This window comes from Empedobacter stercoris (assembly GCF_025244765.1).
Taxonomy (GTDB): domain Bacteria; phylum Bacteroidota; class Bacteroidia; order Flavobacteriales; family Weeksellaceae; genus Empedobacter; species Empedobacter stercoris.
Genome location: NZ_CP104209.1, coordinates 1,782,558 through 1,805,419, shown reverse-complemented (window position 1 = coordinate 1,805,419; position 22,862 = coordinate 1,782,558). Strand labels below are relative to the sequence as shown.

The window sequence follows — 22,862 nt, the reverse complement described above, 5'->3', positions numbered from 1 at the left end:
CTTTTAACAAACAAACATGAGTTCAAAATCGGAAAATTTCTTTGATTCAAAAGTACTTGGGCATCCTTCGGGTTTGTTCGTGCTTTTCTTTACAGAGATGTGGGAGCGTTTTTCATTCTACGGAATGCGCGTTTTATTAATTCAGTTTTTAACAGCTGCAGTTATTGGTTTAAATCCAGGCTGGGAATGGTCTATTGAAAAGGCAACAGCTTTATACGGAACCTACGCAATGTTACTATACATTACGCCTATTTTTGGAGGTATTATTGCCGATAAATACATAGGTTATCGATGGGCAGTAGTTGTAGGGGCGATAATTATGACGTTAGGTCACGCTTTTATGGCCTTTGACACTCCATTATTTTTATACTTAGGATTAGGATGTTTGGTAATTGGAACAGGATTCTTTAAGCCAAACATGACATCAATATTATCAGAAATGTATAAAGATTTCCCAGAGAAAAAAGATGGTGCTTACACAATCTTCTATATGGGAGTTAACGCTGGTGCATTCTTCGGAATGATGTTATGTGGATTCTTAGCAGAAAAAGTTGGATGGCACTGGGGATTCGGATTAGCTGGAATCTTTATGTTATTAGGAACATTGCAATTCTGGTTGGCTAAACCATTATTTGGACATATAGGTGAAGTTCCATCAAAAACTGGAAATCAAATTACTGCTGACGATGAAACACCAAAATATGAGCCAGGTGAAAAACCAAATCCTTTTACTATTTTAGATCAAATCTTAATCGTTATAATGACGTTATTAGGTTTAGGATATGCGTTCAATGATCCCTTAAATGCAATTGGAGGAATTAATTTATTTGACTTTTCAATAGGAGGATTAGCAGGACAAAATGTAGTCATTTTAATTGCATTATTCATGTTCTTCTTTGTCGTGATTCGTCGTTTAGCGAATTACACAAAAGTTGTTCGCGACCGTATGATTGCGGTTATTATTTTCGCATTCTTCGTTATTTTCTTCTGGATGTCTTTCGAGCAAGGAGCTACATCGTTAGTTATTTTTGCACGTGATAATACAGAACGTAATTTAATTGGAGGAGCTGCAATGGCATTCAATATCTTCAATACGTTATTAACAGTTATTCCATTATTGTTTATCACGTATGTATTGTTTTTGTTAGCAAAACAAACATTCAAAAAAGCTGCCGCATCTAATGTCGTTTTAGCATTTACTTTCTTAGGAATTTGGGCTGCTGCTATTTGGATGTTAAACTACAACTGGTCTTCTCACTCTTACGATGTTTCGTACCAAGCAATCAAAACAGCAAAAGTAGATGATGCAGGAAAACCTGTTTTAGACGATAAAGGACAGGCAACTTTTAACTTAGAACCAGTAACGGCTTCTTATGTTGCAAAACCAACAGATGTCATTGTAGATGACGTGATTAATTTAGCTTCTCAAGATGCTTTGACACAAGGAACGGCGATTAACATTCACAAAGAAGGAGATAAATTTGTATTAGTTTCTCCAGAAAGTTTAGTAAAATTAGATGCTGAATATAAAAATCAAAATAAACCGTCTGAAATTGTACCTGCTAAAGTTGCAGAAATTAAGGATAGTCAAGTAGAGATTACCGTTTCTTGGTTTTCTACTTTAAACTCGTTCTTCATTATTGCTTTAGCATCCTTAGTTTCTCGTATTTGGGATTCTAAATATAACCCTTCAGCTTCAGTAAAATATGGTTTAGGATTAATCATTATGGCAATCGGATTCGGTTTCTTAGCTTTCGGTTCTTACGGAATCTCAGAAGGTGTTCGTGTTTCGATTATTTGGTTAGTATTGGCTTACTTGTTCCACACATTAGGTGAACTCTGTTTATCACCAGTTGGACTTTCGTATGTTTCGAAATTAGTACCAGCACGTATGATTGCATTTATGTTCGGAATGTGGTACCTTGCAATTGCAATTGGTAACAAATTGGCAGCTATTTTAGGAGGTCAAATCGAAAATATTACAAAAGAATACTCGTTATCAACTTTCTTCTTAATCTTTACAATTGTTCCAATTGTAGCAGGTTTAATCGTTATTGCATTAAATCCAATAATGAAGAAATTGATGCACGGAGTTAAATAATAAAGATTGAAATTATGAAATCAAGTTTAGTCATCGCAACGTTAATTTTATCGTCATTTCTTTTCGGACAAGAAATTAAATGGTTATCCTTAGAGGAAGCGTCAAAGGAAATCAAAGCACATCCAGAAAAACCTGTATTGATTAATTTCTATACTACTTGGTGTGGATTCTGTAAGCGTTTAGACAAAGAAACCTTTGCAAATGCTCAAGTTTCAGAATATGTAAAAAACAATTATATTGCTGTAAAATTTGATGCAGAAACAAAAGATATGGTGAAATTCATGGGAATTCAATATACATATATTGCTCCTGCAAAAGCAAATTATTTGGCTTATGCGCTAACAAACGGACAATTGAGTTATCCTGCTACTGTTTTGATGAATGGCAAAGGAGATATCAATAAAATTGTTTTAGGTTATCGTAGTTCATCTGATTTCATAACTGATATCAAAATTTAATTAAGAAATAACCTTGTGTAGAGGTTTTCCATAAAACAGAATCGAATTTATTTTCTAATTCTGAAACAACAGAAGGGTAGTTGCTGGCATCAGCAATTACCCTTTTTAATTGACTATTTTTTTCGAATGAATATGGGTTAGACTGATGAATCAACACATAAAAAGGAAGATCAGAAATATTGGAATGTTCTTCATTTAATAAGAGTTTAAATGATTTATTTTCGATTGAATGTGGATGTTTGATAAAATATTGATGTCGAAAAGATGAATGATAAGAATAGAAATCTACTTGTTTAATTCGTTGATGAATTTTATAAGGTTTAATCATAAAATTATGCGTTTTTTCGTCTAAAGGTTTTTCGCTTAGAACAACTAAATAACGTTGATTTCGTATTCCAATTATACTATTCTTGTATTGATTAAAAACGATTAATTCATTCGACTTATTCAATTGATAAACGTGGTACAATCGTTCCATTTGAATCACCAATAAACAAGTCAAGCAAATGAATAAAGTAGTTGTCGATTTTTTGAGGAACAATGGTTTCAGAAAATATAAAATAACGCCAATCAGCATTGCTGTGAATAGACTAATGTAGACTTCTTTTGCTATAAAATTAAAATCAGATAACCAATAAATGTATTGATTAATGATAGAAATAAATTGATTAAAAACCCACGTATAAGCTGGAATTTCGACCTTAATGATAATTAAAACAATACTAATTATTCCGCCACAAATCATAAAAAAAGAAGCAGGAATCAACACTAAGTTTCCAAATAAAAACAAGCCAGAAAACTGATTAAAATAGAAAACAGAAACAGGTAATGTACCCAATTGAGCAGATAAACTTGTTGATATCATAATCTTTATTTTCTTCAGAAAACTATTTTTCACTTTCCAAAAATGTTCGAAAATTGGATTAAGCCATACAATAAAAAAGACAGCCGAAAAGCTTAATTGAAAGCCAATATCAAACAAAAGATTAGGTTGAAACACCAAAATAATGAATGCAGAAAGCGAAAGGGTGTGGTAAATATTTTTAGGACGATTGAGTAATTCGCTGATATAATAAATAGAAATCATCAATGCAGAACGAAAAACAGGCGGTTGTAATTCAACATAAAATGCAAAGAGCCAAATACAAATCAAACTGATAATAATTCTAACTTTACAACCATATTTTAAACTTAATAAAGGTTGCAAAACGAATTGTAGGATCATGAAAATCATCATCACATGAAGTCCAGAAATTGATAAAATATGAACGACTCCAGTAGCAACATAACTTTGATTAAGTTCTTGAGAAAGTTCTGTTCTATCGCCCAAAAGCATCGAAGAAATAATAGCTCTACTTTCGAGCGAATAACCTTGTTTGGTTAATTGTTCTCTAATGATAACTTTCGATTTTGCAGACCAATTTCGAAAACCTTTTCCTTCTTTGTGAATAGAAATTATTTCGTTTGCAACTAATTGTGAATAAGTTCTTTTTCTATTTAAGAAACGTTTGTAATCAAATTGAAAAGGATTTAGAGGACCTTGAATTTCGGTTTCTTGACCATATACAATCACTTCATCATTTGGATATAATTTTGTTTGTTGAGATTTTAAATGAAGTAAAATTTGTTTGTTATTTTCAATGTCCTTAACAATATAATTTGTGTATTTTTCAGTTGAATTTGAATTGTAGTAGACTTTTAAGAGATGAGCTTTTGAGTCGGATTCAATGATATTTTTTGAATATTGATTATAATTCTGGTGAATATAATAGCCTAAAATAGGCGAAATGATTAAAAAAGGAATGATATTTTGACGATTCTGATTATTTAATAGGGAGATAAAAAGAAGAATAATCAGTAGAAAAAATATAATTCGTAAATTTGTAGCAGGAATTAATAATTCAGAAATAATTATTCCAATTGAGAAACAAATTGTTAGGATAAAGAATAGATATTTTTTCACCCCAATAATTTAAGACAATATTTATAAATAGTAGGTTTTAATCATTTGTAAATGAGTTGATTAAAAAAAATAGAGAAATGAAGAAAATTATTATACTAATTGTGTTATTTTTCACTCAAGTAGCTATGGCACAGATTGATGTGAAGTTAACAATTACAAATCTTAAAAAAACGAAGGGAAATCTGGCAATTGAGTTTTATAGAAATGTAGAAAATTATACAAAAGGTCAAAATGCATTCAAGAAATTATATATTCCTGTTGCTGACATTGATAAATATGAAACGGTTTTTAAAGATATCGAACCTACTTTTTATGCCGTAAAAGTGTATTTAGATACCAATAACAACAAGAAACTTGATAAGAGTTTTTTAGGGGTTCGTAAAGAACCTTATGGTTTTTCGAAGAATTTAGATCCTATTTTAAGGGAACCTACTTTTGAGGAAGCAAAAATAGAAATGACAGAAGAAAATAATACGATTTCAATAAAATTGAATAATAATAAAGGCGATGATTAACCTCGTCTTTATGGATTAAAATTTAATCGAAAAGCCTAAATTCAATCCGAATAAAGAAGGATTTTTGGTATCTACATTTTTCAAAGGATTAATCATATACCTATAATTTGGTTCAAGATTTATACTCGATTTATTCGATAAATTATACTCCAATTTAACACCAGCATTTGCGCTATAACTTGTATTGTTCAAGTTATTTGCTTCACCCAACTTGTATCGAGATTTTGTGTTGGTATCTGCCAAAGAAATGGAGTTTTTTGTAAGAATATAATAACTTCCTCCCGCTGTTGCAAGAAGGTTAAACTTATCGAAACTTGCTAATTTGTATTCTGCTTCTACAGGAACTTCAATGTAATTAATTTTTTGTTCCATATTATTTGTTTCAGAAGAAAGCATAGTCATCATCGTACTTTGAGAGGTATTATTGGCAACTACTCTAATATTAGTGTGATAATTAATGTTATTAGATGATTTTGGAGCGTTTGCAGAAAGTGCAGAAATCCCAGTATTGATTCCAGAATTAACATTTGTTGTATGCTGTTGTAACTCCAATTTAGCAATACCAGAACGGATGTTTAAATTTTTATTTATTCGAACCGAAACTTTTGCACCATACGCAACTGTAATGCTGTTTTTGATGTTATAATCGTTAAATTCATTCGCTAAAATAGACTTTGAATCTAATATTATGGTTGGATTAACATAAGAAGAAATGGCCAGAATAGGCGCTTTAGGTTTGATTTCTATTTTTTCCTCTTCTTTTTTCTTCTTTTCTTCTTCAAGAACCAATTCTAATGGTTTTTCGTCTTGATTTTTTAGGATAGTATTTTGCTGAAAATTATTTCCTTTCTCACTAAAAGAGTTATTCTTTTGGTCTGATAGCTCGTTTTGGAAAGAATTATTTAGGGGAAATTTTTGTGTTTGATTTTCTTCTTTTTGATTTGTAGTAGAAAACAACGTTGACTTTTTATTTAATTCATCAAAATATGAATTTGGTTGTTTAGTCATATTATCATCTTGTGGAAGATTGTTTGTTGTTGAAGTTACTGGATTTTTAAAAGAATTTTTCTCCTCTACATTTTCATTTTTATTTGAAAAGTTTTGATTAGAATTTATGTTAGTTTTTACAATTTCATTCGTTGGAAACGGATGATTTGTAGTCGCATCATTTTGATTAAAATAATAATACACCGAAATTCCAGCAACCAAACATGCTGCAGTGGAACTTATCCAATAAAAAATCGGAACAATACGTTTTTTCTTCTCTTTTTCATCCAATTTTTGTTGAATATTTTTCCACGCATCTGTCGGTGGTAATTGTGGTTGAGAGAGTTTATCTTTAATATGTTGATCTAATTTGTTCATTTGTTGACAGTTTTTAAAAGGTTGAGTTTTTGTTTTAATAAATTTCGCGCTCTTGATAAGTTTGATTTTGAAGTTCCTACCGAAATATTTAACATTTCTGCAATTTCTTGGTGTGTAAATTCTTCAAAAACATAGAGGTTAAAAACTTGCCTGTACTGAGGTGGAAGATTATGAACAACTTCTAATAATTGTTGATAATCAAAATTATCCTCAATATCTTCGTCGTCATCTTGTGTTATAATGAGTTTTTCATAGTCTTCAAATGGTAAAGTGTTTTTCTTTTTTAATTTCTCTAAATTGAGATTTACCATTATTCGTTTCATCCATCCTTCAAACGATCCTTCAAATTTGAATTGGTTAACCTTATTAAAGATATGAATAAATCCCTCTTGAAAAATATCTTGCGCATCTTCGTAACTTTCGGCATAGCGAAGACATATCGAGAACAAAACAGGTGAAAATTCAAGATAAATTTCTTCTTGTGCTTTTCTATTTTGTTCTTGACATTGCTTGATTAAATATTCAAGAGAGTCTTTATTCAAACTGATTGGACTTTATTTTTCTTTGATATCTAAAATGATTGAATCATAAATAGGTTTGTTTGATTCAATATTATTTCCTGTCCAGAATTTTAAGGTATATTGCCCAGCTTCTTTAGGAGTAAAATTTAACGTTTTTGTTTCTGAAGTAAGTTCTTGTACACATGAAGAACCGCTTGCTTGACTTGCATAAACTCCAATATGATGTTTAAATTTTGTATCTCCACTTAAAGAACTAAATTGAATAAAGTTCTGACAAGAATTTGCTTTTTGATAGGTTACATGAATATTAGTTTTTTCTCCTACTGGCATTATAGAGTCTTTGTGAACGTAGATATCAGTTGTAGGTAAAAAACCATAATTTGTAAAATCTCCATCATCATCTAAACAGCTAAAAGTTGATAATCCTAAAGCGCTAACCAAAGCAAACATGCTTAATTTTTTCATTAATTTCATTGTATGAGTTTTTTAATTGTTATAAATGTAAGATTACAATTTTTTAAAATGGTTGCGTTTTAAATTTAATTTTAACACTATAAAATTAAAAATCCTCTTGAGAATCAAGAGGATTGTTTTGTTAGAAAAGGTTGTAAACTTTTAAGTTAGGTCAATCCGAAACATTTTTAACAATAGACTGAATGACATCTATAGACTACAAGATTACAAAATCAATAAAAGGTTGCGTCAATCTTTTATTTTTCTCTTCATTTATTTTTTAAATCCTCTACGATTAAATTTGCTGTTCTTTCTGAAGCGCCAATTCCTCCAAGTTTATGGTACAATTCTTCGTAATCTTGAAGGATTTTATCTCGTTTAGGTGAATTTAATATCAGATTTAATTCTCGTTTAATATTTTCGTACGTTAAGTCATATTGTATTAATTCTTTTACGACTTCTTCATCCATAATTAAATTGACCAATGAAATAAAACGAATATTTTTCACTACACGTTTTCCGATCTCATACGAAATTGCATTTCCCTTGTAACAAACCACTTCTGGAACTTTTAACAAAGCTGTTTCTAATGTTGCTGTTCCCGATGTAACCAAGGCTGCATGTGAAATACGTAATAAATCGTAGGTTTTATTTTCAACAATTTTCAATTGATTTCCGACAATTTTTTTATAATTTTCTGATGGTTGAGAAGGAGCTCCTGCCACAACAAACTGATAATCTGGAAAATCTTTTTCTACGGAAAGCATCAAGGGTAATTTGACTTTAATCTCTTGTGTTCGACTACCTGGAAGCAAAGCTATAATTGGTCTTTCGTCTAAATTGTGCTCTTTTCGAAATCGTTGTTCATCAATTGCGGGAAGATGATTGAGCGAATCTAACAAAGGATTTCCTACAAAATCGACTTTATAATCATAACGTTGATAAAATTCTTCTTCGAACGGAAGAATGACAAACATTTTATCGACAACTTTTTTAATTTTATGAACTCGTCCCGTTTTCCAAGCCCATATTTGTGGCGAAATGTAATAGTAAACTTTAATTCCAAGTTTTTTTACAAACTCTGCAATTCTTAAATTAAAACCAGGATAGTCAACTAAAATTACCGCATCAGGTTTATAGGTTTCGATGTCTTTTTTGGAAACAGAAATATTTCCTAAAATCGTTTTCAAATTCATTACAACTTCAGCAAACCCCATAAACGCCAAATCTCTGTAATGTTTGACTAAAGTTCCGCCTTGCGCTTGCATCAAATCTCCTCCCCAAAACCTAAATTCGGCATGTGGATCTTTTAATTTTAATTCTTTCATTAAGTTCGATGCGTGTAAATCGCCCGAAGCTTCACCTGCAATGATATAGTATTTCAATGGAAATCATTTTTCTTCTTACAAAGATAGGAGAAATCTATAAGTGGAGTAGATTTCAATGTTTTTTATTGCGTAAATTTACTCTTTCAAAGAAAGAAAAATGTCAGACGAGATTATAAATAAAGTTGCCAATAGTAGCTTAGTCACAATTGATTTACAGGATTATTATCCTGATGGAGATCGTGTTGTTTTTGACTTGAAAGATTGGTTATATGAAGAATTGATTCTTAGAGAAAAAGATTTTAGAGAAAATCTGAAAAATCATGATTGGTCACAATATCAAGATAAATATGTTGCATTAACGTGTACAGCAGATGCAATTGTTCCGTCTTGGGCATATTTGTTGGTCGCAGCATACTTGTCGGGAATAGTAAAACGCGTTGTTCACGGAAGTTTAGAAGATTTGGATACGATTTTGTACACAGAGATTGTCGATCATTTACCTTATGATGATTATATCGATGGAAAAATAATTGTAAAAGGATGTTCGTACAAACCCGTTCCAGATTCGGCTTATATTCAATTAATAGAACGTTTGCAACCTATTGTTAGTTCGTTAATGTTTGGTGAAGCATGCAGTACCGTTCCACTTTATAAAAAGAAGAAATAAAAAAAATCCGCTCATTGAGCGGATTTTTTACACAACAATAAATCGTAATTTATTGATTAGTTCTGAAAACTAATTTATTATCTCCTGGTTTTTCTTCGAAATAATCGATTAAAACCGCATCATTATCATTAATAGAACCTTTCAAAATTTCTTTTGATAATTCGTTTAATACATCTTGTTGAATGACTCTTTTTAGAGGTCTTGCTCCAAATTGAGGATCATATCCTTTTTTCGCTAAATATTCTACAGCTTCTGGTGTAATATCTAATGTGATGTCTCGTTGTGCTAATTTTTTAGCCACTCCATTCAAATAAATAGATACAATTCCAGAAATTTGGTTTTCACTTAGCGGACGGAATAATATGATTTCATCAATACGATTTAAAAACTCTGGTCTAAAATTTTGTTTTAACTCATCAAAAACAAGTTGTTTTGTTTCATCATAAATCTGTGGGACATTGTTTTCGTCAATATCAGCAAATTTGTCTAAAATTGTATGCGAACCAAAGTTAGAAGTCATGATGATAATTGTATTTTTAAAGTTGACCACACGACCTTTGTTATCTGTCAAACGACCATCATCTAAAACTTGTAACAAAATATTGAAAACATCTGGATGCGCTTTCTCAATCTCATCTAACAAAATAACCGAGTAAGGACGACGACGAACCGCTTCTGTTAATTGTCCACCTTCATCATAACCTACATAGCCCGGAGGTGCCCCAACTAAACGAGAAACCGCATGGCGTTCTTGATACTCAGACATGTCGATACGCGTCATTGCATTTTCATCGTCAAACAAGAATTCGGCTAAAGCTTTTGCCAACTCCGTTTTACCAACCCCGGTAGATCCTAAGAATAAGAACGAACCGATTGGTTTTCCTTCGTCGCTAAGACCTGCACGAGAACGGCGAATGGCATCAGAAACAGCTGTAATAGCTTCTTCTTGCCCTAAAACACGTTTGTGTAATTGGCTTTCTAAATTCAATAATTTTTCACGATCAGATTGCATCATTTTTTGAGCAGGAACACCTGTCCATTTCGAAACAACTTCTGCGATATCATCTGCATCAACAAATTCTTTCACCAATTTGTTGTGTTTGTTTTCTTCTAAATTTTTCTCAGCATCTTCTAAATCTTTTTTGGCATTTACTAAATCTTCAAATTCTAATTTAGATGCTTTTGCATAATCGTATTCACGTTTTGCACGTTCGATATCAAATTTGATATTTTCGATATGTTTTCTCAAATCCTGAACTTCATCAGCACGTGTTCTTTCTGCTTCCCATTTCGAGTTCAATTGATTTCTTTCATCTTGAAGATTTGATAATTCTTCTTTTAAAAGATTCAATTTTTTCTCATCATTTTCACGTTTTATCGCTTCAATTTCAATTTCTAATTGAATAATTCTTCGGTCTAATTTATCTAAATCTTCTGGTTTAGAATTCATTTCCATACGTAATTTAGAAGCTGCTTCATCCATCAAATCAATCGCTTTATCTGGTAAAAAACGATCTGTGATGTAACGTGTTGATAATTTTACAGCCGCAATAATAGCTTCATCTTTGATACCTATTTTATGATGTTGTTCGTATTTATCTTTAATACCACGCAAGATCGAAATTGCAGATTCTTCATCAGGCTCTTCCACCATTACTTTCTGAAAACGACGCTCTAAAGCTTTGTCTTTTTCAAAGTATTTCTGATATTCATTCAACGTTGTAGCTCCTATTGAACGTAATTCACCACGAGCCAAAGCTGGTTTCAGAATATTAGCTGCATCCATAGCACCTTCTCCACCACCACCTGCACCAACAAGTGTATGAATTTCATCGATGAATAAAATAATTTCACCATTTGAAGAAGTAACTTCTTTTACAACAGCTTTTAATCGCTCTTCAAATTCTCCTTTGTATTTTGCTCCCGCAACTAAAGCACCCATATCCAATGAAAAAATTTGTTTGTTCAAAAGATTTTCGGGTACATCACCATCAATAATTCGATGAGCCAAACCTTCTGCTATAGCGGTTTTACCTACACCTGGTTCACCAATTAGAATTGGGTTGTTTTTTGTTCGACGAGATAGAATTTGTAAAACACGACGAATTTCTTCATCACGACCAATTACAGGATCTAATTTCCCTTCTTTTGCTAAATCTGTTAAATTTTTAGCGTATTTGTTTAATGAATTATATGTTCCTTCTGCATTTTCAGAAGTTACTCTTTCTCCGTTTCTCAATTCTGTTACTAATTTTTTTGTGTTCTCGAATGTTACACCTTTATTTTTTAATAACTGACTAACAGGTGAACCATTCTTAATTATACCTAATAATAAATGTTCTAATGTGATAAAATCATCATTCATTCCTTTTGCAATTTCTTTCGCTGATTGCAAAATTTGGTTAGAAGAATTGGAAAGATGATTCCTTTGTTGCCCTTCAATTTTAGGGTATTTATTGATTTCAAGATCTAATTCTGGTTTTAATAAATCGAATTTGACACCTTGTTTTTCTAAGATTAATGATAACACATTTTCATCAACATCAATCATTCCTCCTAAAATATGAGCAGGTTCTATCGCTTGATTTTTATGTGAAACTGCGATTTGTTGCGCGGCCTGTATTGCTTCTCGACCCTTTATTGTAAATTGATTAAAATCCATTGACCCTTAGTTTTTTATATTCGTTTTGTATGGTTTTATTCCATCAAAAAAAATTCCAAAGTAGATAAGATGTTAAAAAACTGACTTTTTGACCTTATTGAATAAAAAAAAGAGACATTTTGACAATGTCTCCTTTAGGATTTTGGTTAATACTGACTTTAAAACAAACCTTCTACAGATAAATAACGTTCGCCTGTATCATAGTTTATCGTTATAATTTTAGCTTCATTTCCTATTATATCCAATTTTTTAGAAACAGCAGCAAGAGATGCACCTGTTGAAATTCCAACAAATAAACCTTCTTCTTTAGCAACTTTTTTGGTGAATTCAAAAGCTTCTTCTTTTGTAATTTGAATTGATTGATCAACAATAGTTAAATCTAAATTTTTCGGTAGAAATCCAGCTCCAATTCCTTGAAGAGCATGTGGACCAGGATTTCCTCCTGAAATCACAGGTGAATCTGTTGGTTCTACAGCAAAAACTTTAGTTGAAGAATTCGCTTCTTTTAATGCTTTTCCAATACCAGAAAGATGTCCTCCCGTACCAACACCTGTAATTAAATAATCAATTCCTTGAGGAAAATCTGCAAGAATTTCTTTGGCTGTTGTAGTATAATGAATAGTTGGATTTGAATTATTTTCAAATTGTTGTGGAACCCAAGCTCCTTCTATGTTTTCAGCTAATTCTTGTGCTTTTGCGATTGCACCTTTCATTCCTAATTCTTTTGGAGTCAAAACAAATTCAGCTCCATAAGCTTCCATTATTTTTCGGCGTTCAATCGACATTGATTCTGGCATTGTAATAATCATTTTATAGCCTTTTACTGCAGCTACAAAAGACAATCCAATACCAGTATTACCTGAAGTAGGTTCGATAATTGTTCCTCCAGGTTGTAAAATACCTGCTTTTTCAGCATCTTCAATCATTGCCAAAGCTATACGATCTTTGATTGATCCTCCTGGATTTTGTTTCTCAATTTTTATGTATACATGATGATTTGGAAATAATTTATTCAATTTGATTATTGGTGTATTTCCAATGGTTTCTAAGATATTATTATAAATCATTTTGATAGATTTTTAGATGATATAATCGTGATGTTGTTCAATTTTTTGCTTCTTTATTTGTGGTTTATTTTCTTGATAAACAATCGAATTATCTTCGATACTTTCTGTAATCCAAACATTACCTCCAATTATAGAGTTTTCACCTATTACAGTTGTTCCACCTAAAATAGTAGCTCCAGCATAGATTGTTACATTATTTTCGATGGTTGGATGACGTTTTTTATCCGCTAAATTCTTCGAAACATAAAATGCTCCTAAAGTTACACCTTGATAAATTTTGACATGATCCCCAATAATAGTTGTTTCTCCAATTACTATTCCAGTACCATGATCTATATAAAAGTTTTTTCCAATTGTGGCACCAGGATGAATATCAATTCCAGTTTTAGAATGTGCGTATTCTGAGAAAAAACGTGGTAAAATTGGAGTGTCCAATTTGAATAAAATATTAGCTAAACGATGGATAGCGATTGCAAAAAAACCAGGATAGGCTAAAATAATTTCTATTTCGGATTTTGAAGCAGGGTCATTCGCATAAAAAATGTAAATAAGATTTTCTAATTCTTGTCGTAGTTGCGTAAATTGTTCAAAGAAATAAAGACTAATTTTATTTGATTTTTCTTCTGGAACAATTTTTAGCAAAATAGTATTGAATTGATTTAACAAATCTTCTTTTCTGTAAGTTGAATTTGGTTGCTGAAAAATTTCATCGTAAATGATAGATTCAATTATTGGTTCTAAATCCGCTTTGTTGAATGGTAAACTATATTTTGAGAAATGGGTCATTTTACTTTATCTATAAACTCTATAAAAATAGTAGACAAATGTATTCATTTTTTTAGGTTTCTGTATAAAAATAAGCTAAAAATCTTTTTTTTTGATAAATATGAAACATTTATATGGCGATTATAGATGGAAAACAATACGTTGTATTGACTTGAATAAATAAAATTATATACTATTTATTTAAAAAATTACTAACTTTTAAATATTTAAAAAACAAATGTTTAAATGTATTTAAGCATTTAGTTTATACGATTTGTATAAAAAATAATACTTAGTGTTTTGTTTACACCAAAAAAGAGTTACTTTAGTGAAATAAATTTTAAAGGATAAAAATATGAAAAAATCAATTTTATTCGGATTATTCTTTATGTTGACATCTTTAATGTATGCGCAATCACCGATTGGAACATGGAAAACAATTGATGATGAAACAAAACAAGCGAAGTCTTACGTAGAGATTTTCGAGAAAGATGGAAAACTGTATGGTAAAGTCACTAAGATTTTAACAAAAGGAAAAGAAGACGCTAAATGTACAGATTGTTCAGGAGCGTTAAAAAATAAACCAATTTTAGGAATGCAAATTCTTACAGGTCTTAAAAAAGATGGTAAAGAATGGAATGGAGGAAAAATCCTTGATCCTAATAATGGAAAAGAATACAAAGCAAAAATGTCATTAAATGGTAATGACAAACTTGATGTAAGAGGTTATATCGGAATTTCTCTTGTTGGAAGAACGCAAACTTGGCATCGAGTTAAATAAATCAAAACAAAAACGAAAAGGTTACTCTGAGTAATCAAACCACAAAATTTACTCTATAATGACTATTTCTTAAAAAGAATAGTCATTATTTTTTTTGCTTAAATTTGCAAAGTCAAAATTATTCTTTTGATGATTAAAAATATAAAATGAGTTTAACTAAAAGAGCGTTCAACTACGCTAAACCATATAAAAGTTCGTTTATAACAGCGATCATCTTCAACTTACTTTACGCACTTTTCAATGTTGTTGCATTAGCTTTTATGATGCCAATTTTGAGCGTTTTATTTGGTGAAGAAAATAATGAAGTTGTCACGAAACCTATCTATTCGGGTAAATTAGATGATTTGAAGCAGTTCTTTTCTGATTATTCGGCTTACTATATGAATGAAGTTTCTCAAACAGAAGGACCTATTTATGTGTTGGCAATTTCCTGTGTCATTTTTATAGTCGCTTTTTTATTCCGAAATATTTTTAGTTTTTTATCGGAAACATGTTTAGTGGATTTACGTTCAGGTGTTACACGTGATTTACGTGTTGATATTCACAACAAAATTATCGATTTACCTGTTGCATATTTTACTGAAAAACGAAAAGGAGATATGATTAATCGTATTTCGAGTGATGTGAATGAAGTAGAATCAAATATTCTCAATTCGATTGTCGAAATTGTTCGATCGCCAATTATGATTATCGTTTTTGTGGGTGTATTATTTACGGTTAGTTATCAATTGACCATATTCGCTATTTTAGTTTTTCCTATTATGGGGACAATTATTTCCTTGATCGGTAAAAGCTTAAAAAAAGCTGCTGCTCATGCACAAGATGAATTATCAAACATTATTACCTATGTGGATGAAACGTTGACATCTCTAAAAATCATTAAGATTTTTAATGCTGAAGACCAAGTGAAAGGACGATTTGATGAATCGATTAATCGTTACAGAAAATACCTTCAAAAGGTTATGAAAAAGAGAGCTTTAGCTTCGCCTACAAGTGAGTTTTTAGGTGCGGTTACAATTGGATTGATAGTCTTTTTTGGAGGAAAATTATCATTAGAAGGAAATGGATTAACAGGTTCACAATTCATTTTTTATATTGCAACTTTTTACACTTTATTAGACCCAATTAAAAAGTTTTCGAAAGCTTTATCAGATGTTCAGAAAGGAGAGGTTTCTGCTCAACGAATCTTTGAAGTTTTGGATGCAGATGTATCAATTCAAGATTTACCAAATGCAAAAGGAATTGAAGCTTTTGAAGATAAAATCGAGTTTCGAAATGTAACATTCGCCTATGGAAAACATGATGTCATCAAAGATTTTAATTTAACAATAAATAAAGGAGAAACAGTTGCTTTAGTTGGGCAATCAGGTTCAGGAAAATCGACTTTAGCGAATTTAATTACGCGTTTTTGGGATGTAAAATCTGGCCAAATATTAATTGATGGAATTGATATTAAACATATAAAACTACACGATTATCGCTTATTATTTGGATTGGTAACGCAGGATTCTATCCTGTTTAATGATACTATTTTTAATAATATTTCATTGGGAGATAAATCGCCAAGTGAGGAGAAAGTTGTGAGTGCTGCGCGAATTGCTAATGCAGAAGAGTTTATAATCAAAATGCCAGAAAAATACCAAGAGTCGGTAGGAGAGGGTGGAAGCAAACTTTCTGGTGGACAAAAACAACGTTTAAGTATTGCGCGTGCAGTTTACAAGAATCCACCAATTATGGTTTTGGATGAGGCGACTTCGGCATTGGATACTAAATCGGAGAAATTGGTACAAGTTGCCTTAAATAATATGATGCAAAATCGTACTTCTTTGGTTATTGCGCACCGTTTATCTACAATTCAGAATGCAGATAAAATTGTGGTGATGGAAGCTGGAAAAATTATTGAAGAAGGAAATCATCATTCATTAATAGAGAAAAAAGGTGTTTACGCAAATCTTGTAAACATGCAAAATTTTGAATAAAAACTTTAGTATATTCTAAAAAAATCCGCTCACGAGCGGATTTTTTTTTGATATTATTTTAAATAGATTTAATCTCAAATCCTAATTTTGTCCAATCTTCCCAAAATGTCGGATATGACTTTTCTACGACCATTTCATTGTTAATGCGAATCGCATATTTCTGAGCTAAAGGCGCCATACACATTGCCATTCTATGGTCATTATATGTTTCAAAAGTTGGCGTTTCAGAAAAATCTTGATAACCTTCTATCGCTAAAGAATCATCAGTAATACGAATAATCGCACCTAATTTTTCTAACTCATTTTTCAATGCAACCAAACGATCTGTTTCTTTGATTTTTAATGTTTCTAACCCTGTTAAAATACAATTTACTTTCAGTCCAACACAAGTTGCGGCAATGGTTTGTGCAATATCTGGTGTATTGATTAAATTTAATTCAATCTTTTGTTTAGGCTGAAAATTCGCATCGTTTTTTAAGCTTAAAATTCCATTATCAAAAGTAGAAATCACACCGAAGTTTTCTGCATATATATTTTGCAAAGCCGAATCTCCTTGTAAAGAGTCTTCGAAATATGTAGAAATTTTAACTTCAGAATTTTGTGATAAAGCAATCAAACTATAATAGTAAGAAGCCGAACTCCAATCGGATTCAACTTGTACTATTTGCGCTTCGATCCTTTTCGTAAAAGGAACTTGAATTGTATTTCCTTCGAAAGTGGCTTTAATTCCAACTTTATTCAACAACTGAATTGTCATTTGAATATATGGAACAGAAATAATTTTTCCGTCAAGATTTATCGTCAATCCATTTTCTAATTTCGTTCCAATTAAACATAACGCTGTGATGTATTGCGAACTAATATTAGATGGAATAGTGATTGTTTCTTTGGTTAATTTTTTTCCTACAATAGACAAAGGTGGATAGCCTTCATTCTCTTGATACGAAATTTCTGCACCCAATTCGTTTAACGCATCTACCAAAATTTTTATAGGACGTTGTTTCATTCGATCAGAACCTGTTAACGTTACTTTTCGTCCGTCTTGAATAGAAAAATAAGCTGTCAAAAATCGCATAGCGGTTCCAGCGTGATGAATATCGATTAAATCTGTTTTGTTTGCTAAAGCCTTTTGCATTAACTGAGAATCTTCTGAATTTGAAATATTTTCTAAAGTCAAAACATTCTCAAATAATTGGTTTAATAACAATAAACGATTGCTTTCGCTTTTGGATCCTGTTATCGATAGTTGATTATTGATGGGAGATTGTAGCGCAGAAATTTCAATCATATTTATTTTAATTTATCATTATTTTGATGACGATCATGATCACGTTTTGTCTTGTAATCTAATTTTTTGTAAAAAGCAGACTCTAAATCAACACCAGTTTGATTTGCTAAACAAAGCGCTACAAAAATAACATCGGCCAATTCTTCGCCTAAGTCTTTGTTTTTATCTGATTCTTTTTCTGACTGCTCACCATAACGACGAGCAATAATACGAGCAACTTCACCAACTTCTTCTGTTAGTTGTGCCATATTTGTTAACTCGTTAAAATAACGAACACCGTGTTCTTTAATCCAATTATCAACGTCTAATTGTGCTTGTTTAAGGCTCATTTTGTTTAAAATTTTTAAAAGATAAAGGTACAAAAATAAAAAGCCAACTCGCGTTTGGAGTTGGCTTTATTCGCAGTTTCTATATTTTTATTGTTTAACTAAAATCACTTGCTGACTTTCAGCTTGAATGATATTTGTTAAAAATTCTTTCAATGGTTTGTAATATTGTGCTGGTAAAGTACTGTAAGGCATTACTTTTTGAGCTTGAGCAATAATATAGCCATCTTTTTCTATTACTTTGCAAATATATCCCCCAACTTGATCTGGCATTGTAAATTGTTTATCTACAGGTAAAGTTTCTACTTTGTATCCTTCAGGAATTTTAATTTTCACTGTATTTGTATTCGTTATTGGCGCACCAAATTCGATGTTATAATTACGTTGTTCTAAATTCAAGTTATGTTTTGTGTTTGTTACAAAAAGAAAGGGATTGAATAAGATTTTGTTTCCTGCAACATCCACTTTTACATCATCAAATTTGAATTGATGACGAATATTATTTTGATTGTTATCTTGTGTTTTAAAATCAGAAATTTCGAAATTATAATCTTCTACAAATTCTTTTTCGAACGCTTTTGGATCGTTTGCAATTTCATTTTTATCGAACATATAAAAGTAATTATCTCTTACATTAGAAAATTGACCTTTCAAATTTCCATCAGTAGTTAAATCGGCGGTAATTGATATTTTATTATTCGTCATAACAGAATTGCGCAAAGGAATTTCTTTGATTCCTTTTTCATTTACCATAAATCCACGATCGTTGATTGCTCTTAGTGGCAATAAATTGATTTGTGCATTCTTATCCGTCGCATCCATCAGATAAAAATCATTATCCACATCTGCCCCAACAATGACATAATTTAGTTTGCTGCGAGAAGGAAATGAATAATTAATTAATCCATTTTGCAAAGAACTTAACACAATAGGATTAGCATTTAATCCAGCTTTTCGCAACATTGTAGTCAATAATAAATTAAGATCAGCAACATTTCCAGATTTCTCATTAAATGTTTTTCTTATTCCTTTTTCAGTTGTTTCGCTGTGGTATTCGTTCCACGTAAAATTCTTTTTAACGTAATCATAGATAGCAGTCATTTTTTCGGTATTCGTATTTTTTCCTGCTATTGTTGCGTTTACCGTCTCGTCTAAAAAGTTATTTCCGTTTAATTGGCGACCAAAACCTTCGTGATCCATCAAGTCTTTTCCAATGCGTTCCCAAGTAGTCGCATAATTTTCTGTTGTTCTACCCGGTACTGAGAAAGAGGCTAGCTCTAACTGAATACTTGCTAACATATTTCGTGGATTGAGCACATAAGCTTCGCGAGAATAAGAAGGTAAGTTGGTTAAAGTGTAGGTTTGGGTATTTAATTTTAGTTTTTGAGTAGTTGAAGTAGCTCCTTGGTTTCCCATATCTCCTCCGAAACTTGAAACACCTCTGTTTCCAAAGGAAGTACTTGTAAATGTTTCTTCTTTCGAGTTAGTTGATATTTTAGGCGTAAAACCACCTCTCAAATCTTGTTGATAATTAAAATATTCCTGATTTTGAAATGTAAAATTACTTGCAACAACTGGTATTGATTGTTGGAAATACCAAGCGTCAGTTTGTCGAACAAAAGGAGAAACAATTTCGTATGTATATTCTAAGATTGAGCCATTTTTAACATTTGGAAATGTAAAGGTTTGCTTATCTAAAAAACGATGAACTTTTTCTAAGAAAATATCTTTTTTCTCTACTTTTTGCTCAACTATTTTTCCATTTTCTAAGTTATAAGTAACAGCTTTTAAAGAAAGTAATTTATCTTGATCAGTTGTTGTGCTTTTATAAATAGGAATTTCAATTTTTAAAACATCGTCAGGTGTTTTGTCTTTATCAAAGACAATCATGCGATAAAAAACTTTTTTTGTTTGTTCAACACCGCCCTGATTTGTATTGAAACTTACTTTATAATTTCCATCTGCATACAAAACTTCTGCTGGAGCATCTGCCTGTATTGTACTCTTTGTTTTCTCGAAATCTTGTTTTGATATTTTTCCAAATTTCACATCTTGCGCAAAACTTGAAACTGTAGCAACAGAGGCCACTATCGCAATTAATGTTTTCATATAAGTGTGTTATAGTTTTTCTAAAAGTAATTTTGTGTTGTCATATCCTGCTATTTGTCGGCGAAATTCTACATATTCATTGAACTTTTCTTTGGTAAATTTTCCAGGCAATTGTTTGTAAATACGTTTAACCTCGATTGTGGCATTTTCTTTTGGATTGATTTCTAAATGATATTCACCAAAAACCGATTTCACAGAAATTGAATCAAATTTTTGAGGCAATCTATAACCAGCAGGTAATGCAAGCGAATAGATTACTTCGTCAACATATCCAGATTCAATTTTAAAATCAAACTTTCTGTCTTTTGCCTTTTTCAAAGAGGTTTCTTCACGATTTACAGGAATCATATTAATGATGATATTGTTTCCCTGAATTTTAGCGTAATTAGGAACTGAAAAATCAAAATTGGATGTAAAAACTGCATTTTCCCAATCGTTTTCAAACTCTTTTTGCTTAAAATGAATTCCTTGTAAAGATGAAAATCTGTTTTTTAGACGAATATCAAGATCCTTTTCACTAAGTTGATTGTATCTTGCTAAATTTTCATAAATCAATCCTTTTGACGTTTCTTTAAATTGAAAATTCAGTGTTCCATCAACAGAGATTGTAGCATTACCAGTTACGATTAATTGATTGTCTTCTGGTTTGAAACTTTGAGAAGGAATTATTTTTCCACCTTTTTCATCTAAAATAAATACTTTTCTGTTCGCTGTAAAATCACCTAAATAATTAAATGCTGAAGTTTGACTAGTTGTTTCTAACCATATATCTTCGTCTTTTAATGGTACATACAAGATAACATGATCACCTTGTAAATACATCATATCCTCAGTCATATCTTGTGCAGGTGATCCTGAGTGTACTTCGGTATAATAAGATTTGATGCCAACAGCATCTAACATCGACATCGTGTAATTTGTCAACGCTTTACAATCGCCATAACTTTTACTTTCTACATAAGAAGCGGGAAATGGCGACAGTCCACCGATACCTAATTGTACACCAATATAACGGACTTTGTTTTGGAGATGTTTGTACAAAATCTGGACTTTCTCTTTTTCTGATTTTGCATCTTTTACAAGCTGTTGGAAAAATGATTTTTGAGCTGTTGTAAAATCTTGTTTACCTCCCACTAAATAATCGTAGGTCCATTTTCCGTAATCATTCCAATTATCAAATGTACCTTTAACTCCATCGATATTAATTTGATTCGAAGCTAAAACAGCATTTGGAAAAATATTTCTGATGCTCAACATTTTATCTTCTTCGTTAAAAGCTGGAATATGATTAAATCTATAGTTTAGATTATTCGTATCACCTTCTTTTTGAATGTTAAATCCGACAAAATTATTTTCCTTAATTCGGATAACAGAATTTGTTTTATTCGTGAAAGAATAAGATGATTTTTCGATGGATAAATTTGGAGCTTTTACAGGAAACCATTTTGGGATACCAATCGTATTTTTACTCGTAATCGAAATTTTATAATGTATCGTATAAGGATATTGAGTAGGCGTGAAATTAAGGTATTTGATACGATCATCCGTGTACATTTGACCACTACTCACAAAACTTTGATCACTAAAATCTTTGGATTTAAATTTTTTAATTTCCTTGCCATTCGCATCAAACAACACAGCTTCTAATGCATCAATTTTGATATTCGGATTGTAATGTGCTTGTGCTCTTACATAGCTATCTCCAGCTTTATTCAAAACTGTAACCACAACTTCTTTTGTGTGTTTGAGTTCATCAATTTTTAAAAGATCAATTTTTTCATCCTCCTTTCGGACAACAGCATAGGCATCTTTTAACAAATCGGCTGGAATTTGATCGACTGCATAATTTTGCGAAAAGCAAAAAGAACTGATAAATAAAGTTGTAAAAAGTAGAGTTTTATTCATTCAATAATAGTGTTATATTAATTATTCTTTATTTTTCGAATCGATAAAAATGGTTACTGGACCATCGTTGAGTAATTCAACTTTCATATCGGCACCGAAAATTCCTTTTTGTACAGGCTTGTAATTGGTCTCTAAAACCTCCAAAAAAGAGTGATATTGCTCTTGAGCTAAATCTGGTTTTGATGCTTTTATGTAAGAAGGACGGTTTCCTTTTTTTGTTGAAGCATGTAACGTGAACTGGGAAACGATCAAAATGTCACCTTTTGTTTGTTGCACGTCTAAATTCATTACCTCGTTTTCATCGTTAAAAATTCTTAATTGAATCATTTTTTTTGAAATCCATTCAAAATCTTCTTTTGTATCCTCAGGCTCAAAACCTACCAAAGCCAAAATTCCGTTGTTTATTTTTCCAGTTATTTCTCCTTCAACCATTACAGAAGCATGTTGTACACGCTGTAAAATCATTCGCATAAATAAGGTGTCTTGTATTTAATAAAAAAACTTTAGAAATTTAAGAAAAAGTTAACAAATAAAAAAGCGTTAAAAACACATATTTTAAATGAGTTTTAACGCTTTGTCGTAATTTTAGTTTGGAAAGCAATCGCTTTA

19 protein-coding genes are annotated in these 22,862 nt (G+C 31.2%); 6 read left to right on the top strand and 13 right to left on the bottom strand.

Annotated elements, in window-relative coordinates; all coding sequences use genetic code 11:
- Positions 1-16 precede the first annotated feature (16 nt).
- Both NZD85_RS08570 and NZD85_RS08565 read left to right on the top strand, forming a co-directional pair.
- Positions 17-2,101, top strand: coding sequence for a peptide MFS transporter (locus NZD85_RS08570; RefSeq protein WP_225541940.1), 2,085 nt, complete (start codon positions 17-19; stop codon positions 2,099-2,101).
- Positions 2,102-2,115: 14 nt separating this feature from the next.
- On the top strand, positions 2,116-2,559 hold the full coding sequence (locus NZD85_RS08565; RefSeq protein WP_260541438.1) for a thioredoxin family protein: 444 nt from the start codon (positions 2,116-2,118) through the stop codon (positions 2,557-2,559).
- Here NZD85_RS08565 and NZD85_RS08560 read toward each other — a convergent pair.
- Positions 2,549-4,522, bottom strand: a complete 1,974-nt coding sequence (locus tag NZD85_RS08560) for a ComEC/Rec2 family competence protein (protein ID WP_260541437.1) — start codon at positions 4,520-4,522, stop codon at positions 2,549-2,551. The genes NZD85_RS08565 and NZD85_RS08560 overlap by 11 nt on opposite strands.
- A 77-nt stretch (positions 4,523-4,599) precedes the next feature.
- On the opposite strand from NZD85_RS08560, the gene NZD85_RS08555 reads away from it, so the two are divergent.
- On the top strand, positions 4,600-5,037 hold the full coding sequence (locus tag NZD85_RS08555) for a DUF2141 domain-containing protein (protein ID WP_260541436.1): 438 nt from the start codon (positions 4,600-4,602) through the stop codon (positions 5,035-5,037).
- A 15-nt stretch (positions 5,038-5,052) separates the two neighbouring features.
- On the opposite strand, the gene NZD85_RS08550 is transcribed toward NZD85_RS08555, so the two are convergent.
- The 4 genes from NZD85_RS08550 to lpxB form a co-directional block, all read right to left on the bottom strand.
- Complete coding sequence (locus tag NZD85_RS08550; protein WP_260541435.1) at positions 5,053-6,402, bottom strand: porin family protein; 1,350 nt, start codon at positions 6,400-6,402, stop codon at positions 5,053-5,055.
- Positions 6,399-6,944, bottom strand: a complete 546-nt coding sequence (locus NZD85_RS08545) for an RNA polymerase sigma factor (protein WP_225539119.1) — start codon at positions 6,942-6,944, stop codon at positions 6,399-6,401. Before NZD85_RS08545 ends, NZD85_RS08550 begins: the two co-directional genes overlap by 4 nt.
- A 12-nt stretch (positions 6,945-6,956) precedes the next feature.
- Positions 6,957-7,397, bottom strand: coding sequence for a hypothetical protein (locus NZD85_RS08540; RefSeq protein WP_260541434.1), 441 nt, complete (start codon positions 7,395-7,397; stop codon positions 6,957-6,959).
- A gap of 248 nt (positions 7,398-7,645) precedes the next feature.
- Complete coding sequence (gene lpxB / locus NZD85_RS08535) at positions 7,646-8,761, bottom strand: lipid-A-disaccharide synthase (protein ID WP_260541433.1); 1,116 nt, start codon at positions 8,759-8,761, stop codon at positions 7,646-7,648.
- A 100-nt stretch (positions 8,762-8,861) separates the two neighbouring features.
- On the opposite strand from lpxB, the gene NZD85_RS08530 reads away from it, so the two are divergent.
- On the top strand, positions 8,862-9,371 hold the full coding sequence (locus tag NZD85_RS08530; protein ID WP_260541432.1) for a DUF2480 family protein: 510 nt from the start codon (positions 8,862-8,864) through the stop codon (positions 9,369-9,371).
- Between the two features lie 49 nt (positions 9,372-9,420).
- Here the strand turns inward: NZD85_RS08530 and clpB are convergent, their stop codons facing one another.
- The 3 genes from clpB to epsC form a co-directional block, all read right to left on the bottom strand.
- Positions 9,421-12,033, bottom strand: a complete 2,613-nt coding sequence (clpB, locus tag NZD85_RS08525; RefSeq protein WP_260541431.1) for an ATP-dependent chaperone ClpB — start codon at positions 12,031-12,033, stop codon at positions 9,421-9,423.
- A gap of 158 nt (positions 12,034-12,191) precedes the next feature.
- Positions 12,192-13,100 (bottom strand): cysteine synthase A, encoded by a 909-nt coding sequence (cysK, locus tag NZD85_RS08520; protein ID WP_225541948.1) that lies wholly within the window; start codon positions 13,098-13,100, stop codon positions 12,192-12,194.
- 12 nt (positions 13,101-13,112) lie between these two features.
- Positions 13,113-13,886 (bottom strand): serine O-acetyltransferase EpsC, encoded by a 774-nt coding sequence (gene epsC / locus NZD85_RS08515; RefSeq protein WP_260541430.1) that lies wholly within the window; start codon positions 13,884-13,886, stop codon positions 13,113-13,115.
- Between the two features lie 334 nt (positions 13,887-14,220).
- On the opposite strand from epsC, the gene NZD85_RS08510 reads away from it, so the two are divergent.
- Together NZD85_RS08510 and NZD85_RS08505 are read left to right on the top strand one after the other, a co-directional pair.
- The gene (locus NZD85_RS08510) at positions 14,221-14,646 is read left to right on the top strand and encodes a DUF2147 domain-containing protein (RefSeq protein ID WP_225541950.1); all 426 of its coding nucleotides are present in this window, start codon (positions 14,221-14,223) and stop codon (positions 14,644-14,646) included.
- Between the two features lie 146 nt (positions 14,647-14,792).
- Positions 14,793-16,625 (top strand): ABC transporter ATP-binding protein, encoded by a 1,833-nt coding sequence (locus NZD85_RS08505; RefSeq protein WP_188319525.1) that lies wholly within the window; start codon positions 14,793-14,795, stop codon positions 16,623-16,625.
- 58 nt (positions 16,626-16,683) lie between these two features.
- On the opposite strand, the gene NZD85_RS08500 is transcribed toward NZD85_RS08505, so the two are convergent.
- The 5 genes from NZD85_RS08500 to dtd all read right to left on the bottom strand — a co-directional run bounded on the left by NZD85_RS08500 (position 16,684) and on the right by dtd (position 22,724).
- Entirely contained in the window at positions 16,684-17,913 is a 1,230-nt protein-coding gene (locus NZD85_RS08500) for a 3-phosphoshikimate 1-carboxyvinyltransferase (protein WP_260541429.1), read from the bottom strand.
- A 2-nt stretch (positions 17,914-17,915) separates the two neighbouring features.
- The gene (locus NZD85_RS08495) at positions 17,916-18,242 is read right to left on the bottom strand and encodes a nucleotide pyrophosphohydrolase (RefSeq protein WP_135834709.1); all 327 of its coding nucleotides are present in this window, start codon (positions 18,240-18,242) and stop codon (positions 17,916-17,918) included.
- An 87-nt stretch (positions 18,243-18,329) separates the two neighbouring features.
- Complete coding sequence (locus tag NZD85_RS08490) at positions 18,330-20,348, bottom strand: DUF3857 domain-containing protein (protein ID WP_260541428.1); 2,019 nt, start codon at positions 20,346-20,348, stop codon at positions 18,330-18,332.
- Positions 20,349-20,357: 9 nt separating this feature from the next.
- Positions 20,358-22,253, bottom strand: coding sequence for a DUF3857 domain-containing protein (locus NZD85_RS08485; RefSeq protein WP_260541427.1), 1,896 nt, complete (start codon positions 22,251-22,253; stop codon positions 20,358-20,360).
- 21 nt (positions 22,254-22,274) lie between these two features.
- Positions 22,275-22,724, bottom strand: coding sequence for a D-aminoacyl-tRNA deacylase (gene dtd, locus NZD85_RS08480; protein WP_260541426.1), 450 nt, complete (start codon positions 22,722-22,724; stop codon positions 22,275-22,277).
- Positions 22,725-22,862: the final 138 nt, after the last annotated feature.

What these genes read in the sequence shown, in the direction of transcription:
- cysK (WP_225541948.1), bottom strand. Translation starts at nt 13,100, where the DNA reads ATGATTTATAATAATATCTTAGAAACCATTGGAAATACACCAATAATC.
- NZD85_RS08530 (WP_260541432.1), top strand. Translation starts at nt 8,862, where the DNA reads ATGTCAGACGAGATTATAAATAAAGTTGCCAATAGTAGCTTAGTCACA.
- dtd (WP_260541426.1), bottom strand. Translation starts at nt 22,724, where the DNA reads ATGCGAATGATTTTACAGCGTGTACAACATGCTTCTGTAATGGTTGAA.
- NZD85_RS08490 (WP_260541428.1), bottom strand. Translation starts at nt 20,348, where the DNA reads ATGAAAACATTAATTGCGATAGTGGCCTCTGTTGCTACAGTTTCAAGT.
- epsC (WP_260541430.1), bottom strand. Translation starts at nt 13,886, where the DNA reads ATGACCCATTTCTCAAAATATAGTTTACCATTCAACAAAGCGGATTTA.
- NZD85_RS08550 (WP_260541435.1), bottom strand. Translation starts at nt 6,402, where the DNA reads ATGAACAAATTAGATCAACATATTAAAGATAAACTCTCTCAACCACAA.
- clpB (WP_260541431.1), bottom strand. Translation starts at nt 12,033, where the DNA reads ATGGATTTTAATCAATTTACAATAAAGGGTCGAGAAGCAATACAGGCC.
- NZD85_RS08500 (WP_260541429.1), bottom strand. Translation starts at nt 17,913, where the DNA reads ATGATTGAAATTTCTGCGCTACAATCTCCCATCAATAATCAACTATCG.
- NZD85_RS08495 (WP_135834709.1), bottom strand. Translation starts at nt 18,242, where the DNA reads ATGAGCCTTAAACAAGCACAATTAGACGTTGATAATTGGATTAAAGAA.
- NZD85_RS08510 (WP_225541950.1), top strand. Translation starts at nt 14,221, where the DNA reads ATGAAAAAATCAATTTTATTCGGATTATTCTTTATGTTGACATCTTTA.
- NZD85_RS08505 (WP_188319525.1), top strand. Translation starts at nt 14,793, where the DNA reads ATGAGTTTAACTAAAAGAGCGTTCAACTACGCTAAACCATATAAAAGT.
- NZD85_RS08570 (WP_225541940.1), top strand. Translation starts at nt 17, where the DNA reads ATGAGTTCAAAATCGGAAAATTTCTTTGATTCAAAAGTACTTGGGCAT.
- NZD85_RS08540 (WP_260541434.1), bottom strand. Translation starts at nt 7,397, where the DNA reads ATGAAATTAATGAAAAAATTAAGCATGTTTGCTTTGGTTAGCGCTTTA.
- NZD85_RS08485 (WP_260541427.1), bottom strand. Translation starts at nt 22,253, where the DNA reads ATGAATAAAACTCTACTTTTTACAACTTTATTTATCAGTTCTTTTTGC.
- NZD85_RS08555 (WP_260541436.1), top strand. Translation starts at nt 4,600, where the DNA reads ATGAAGAAAATTATTATACTAATTGTGTTATTTTTCACTCAAGTAGCT.
- NZD85_RS08565 (WP_260541438.1), top strand. Translation starts at nt 2,116, where the DNA reads ATGAAATCAAGTTTAGTCATCGCAACGTTAATTTTATCGTCATTTCTT.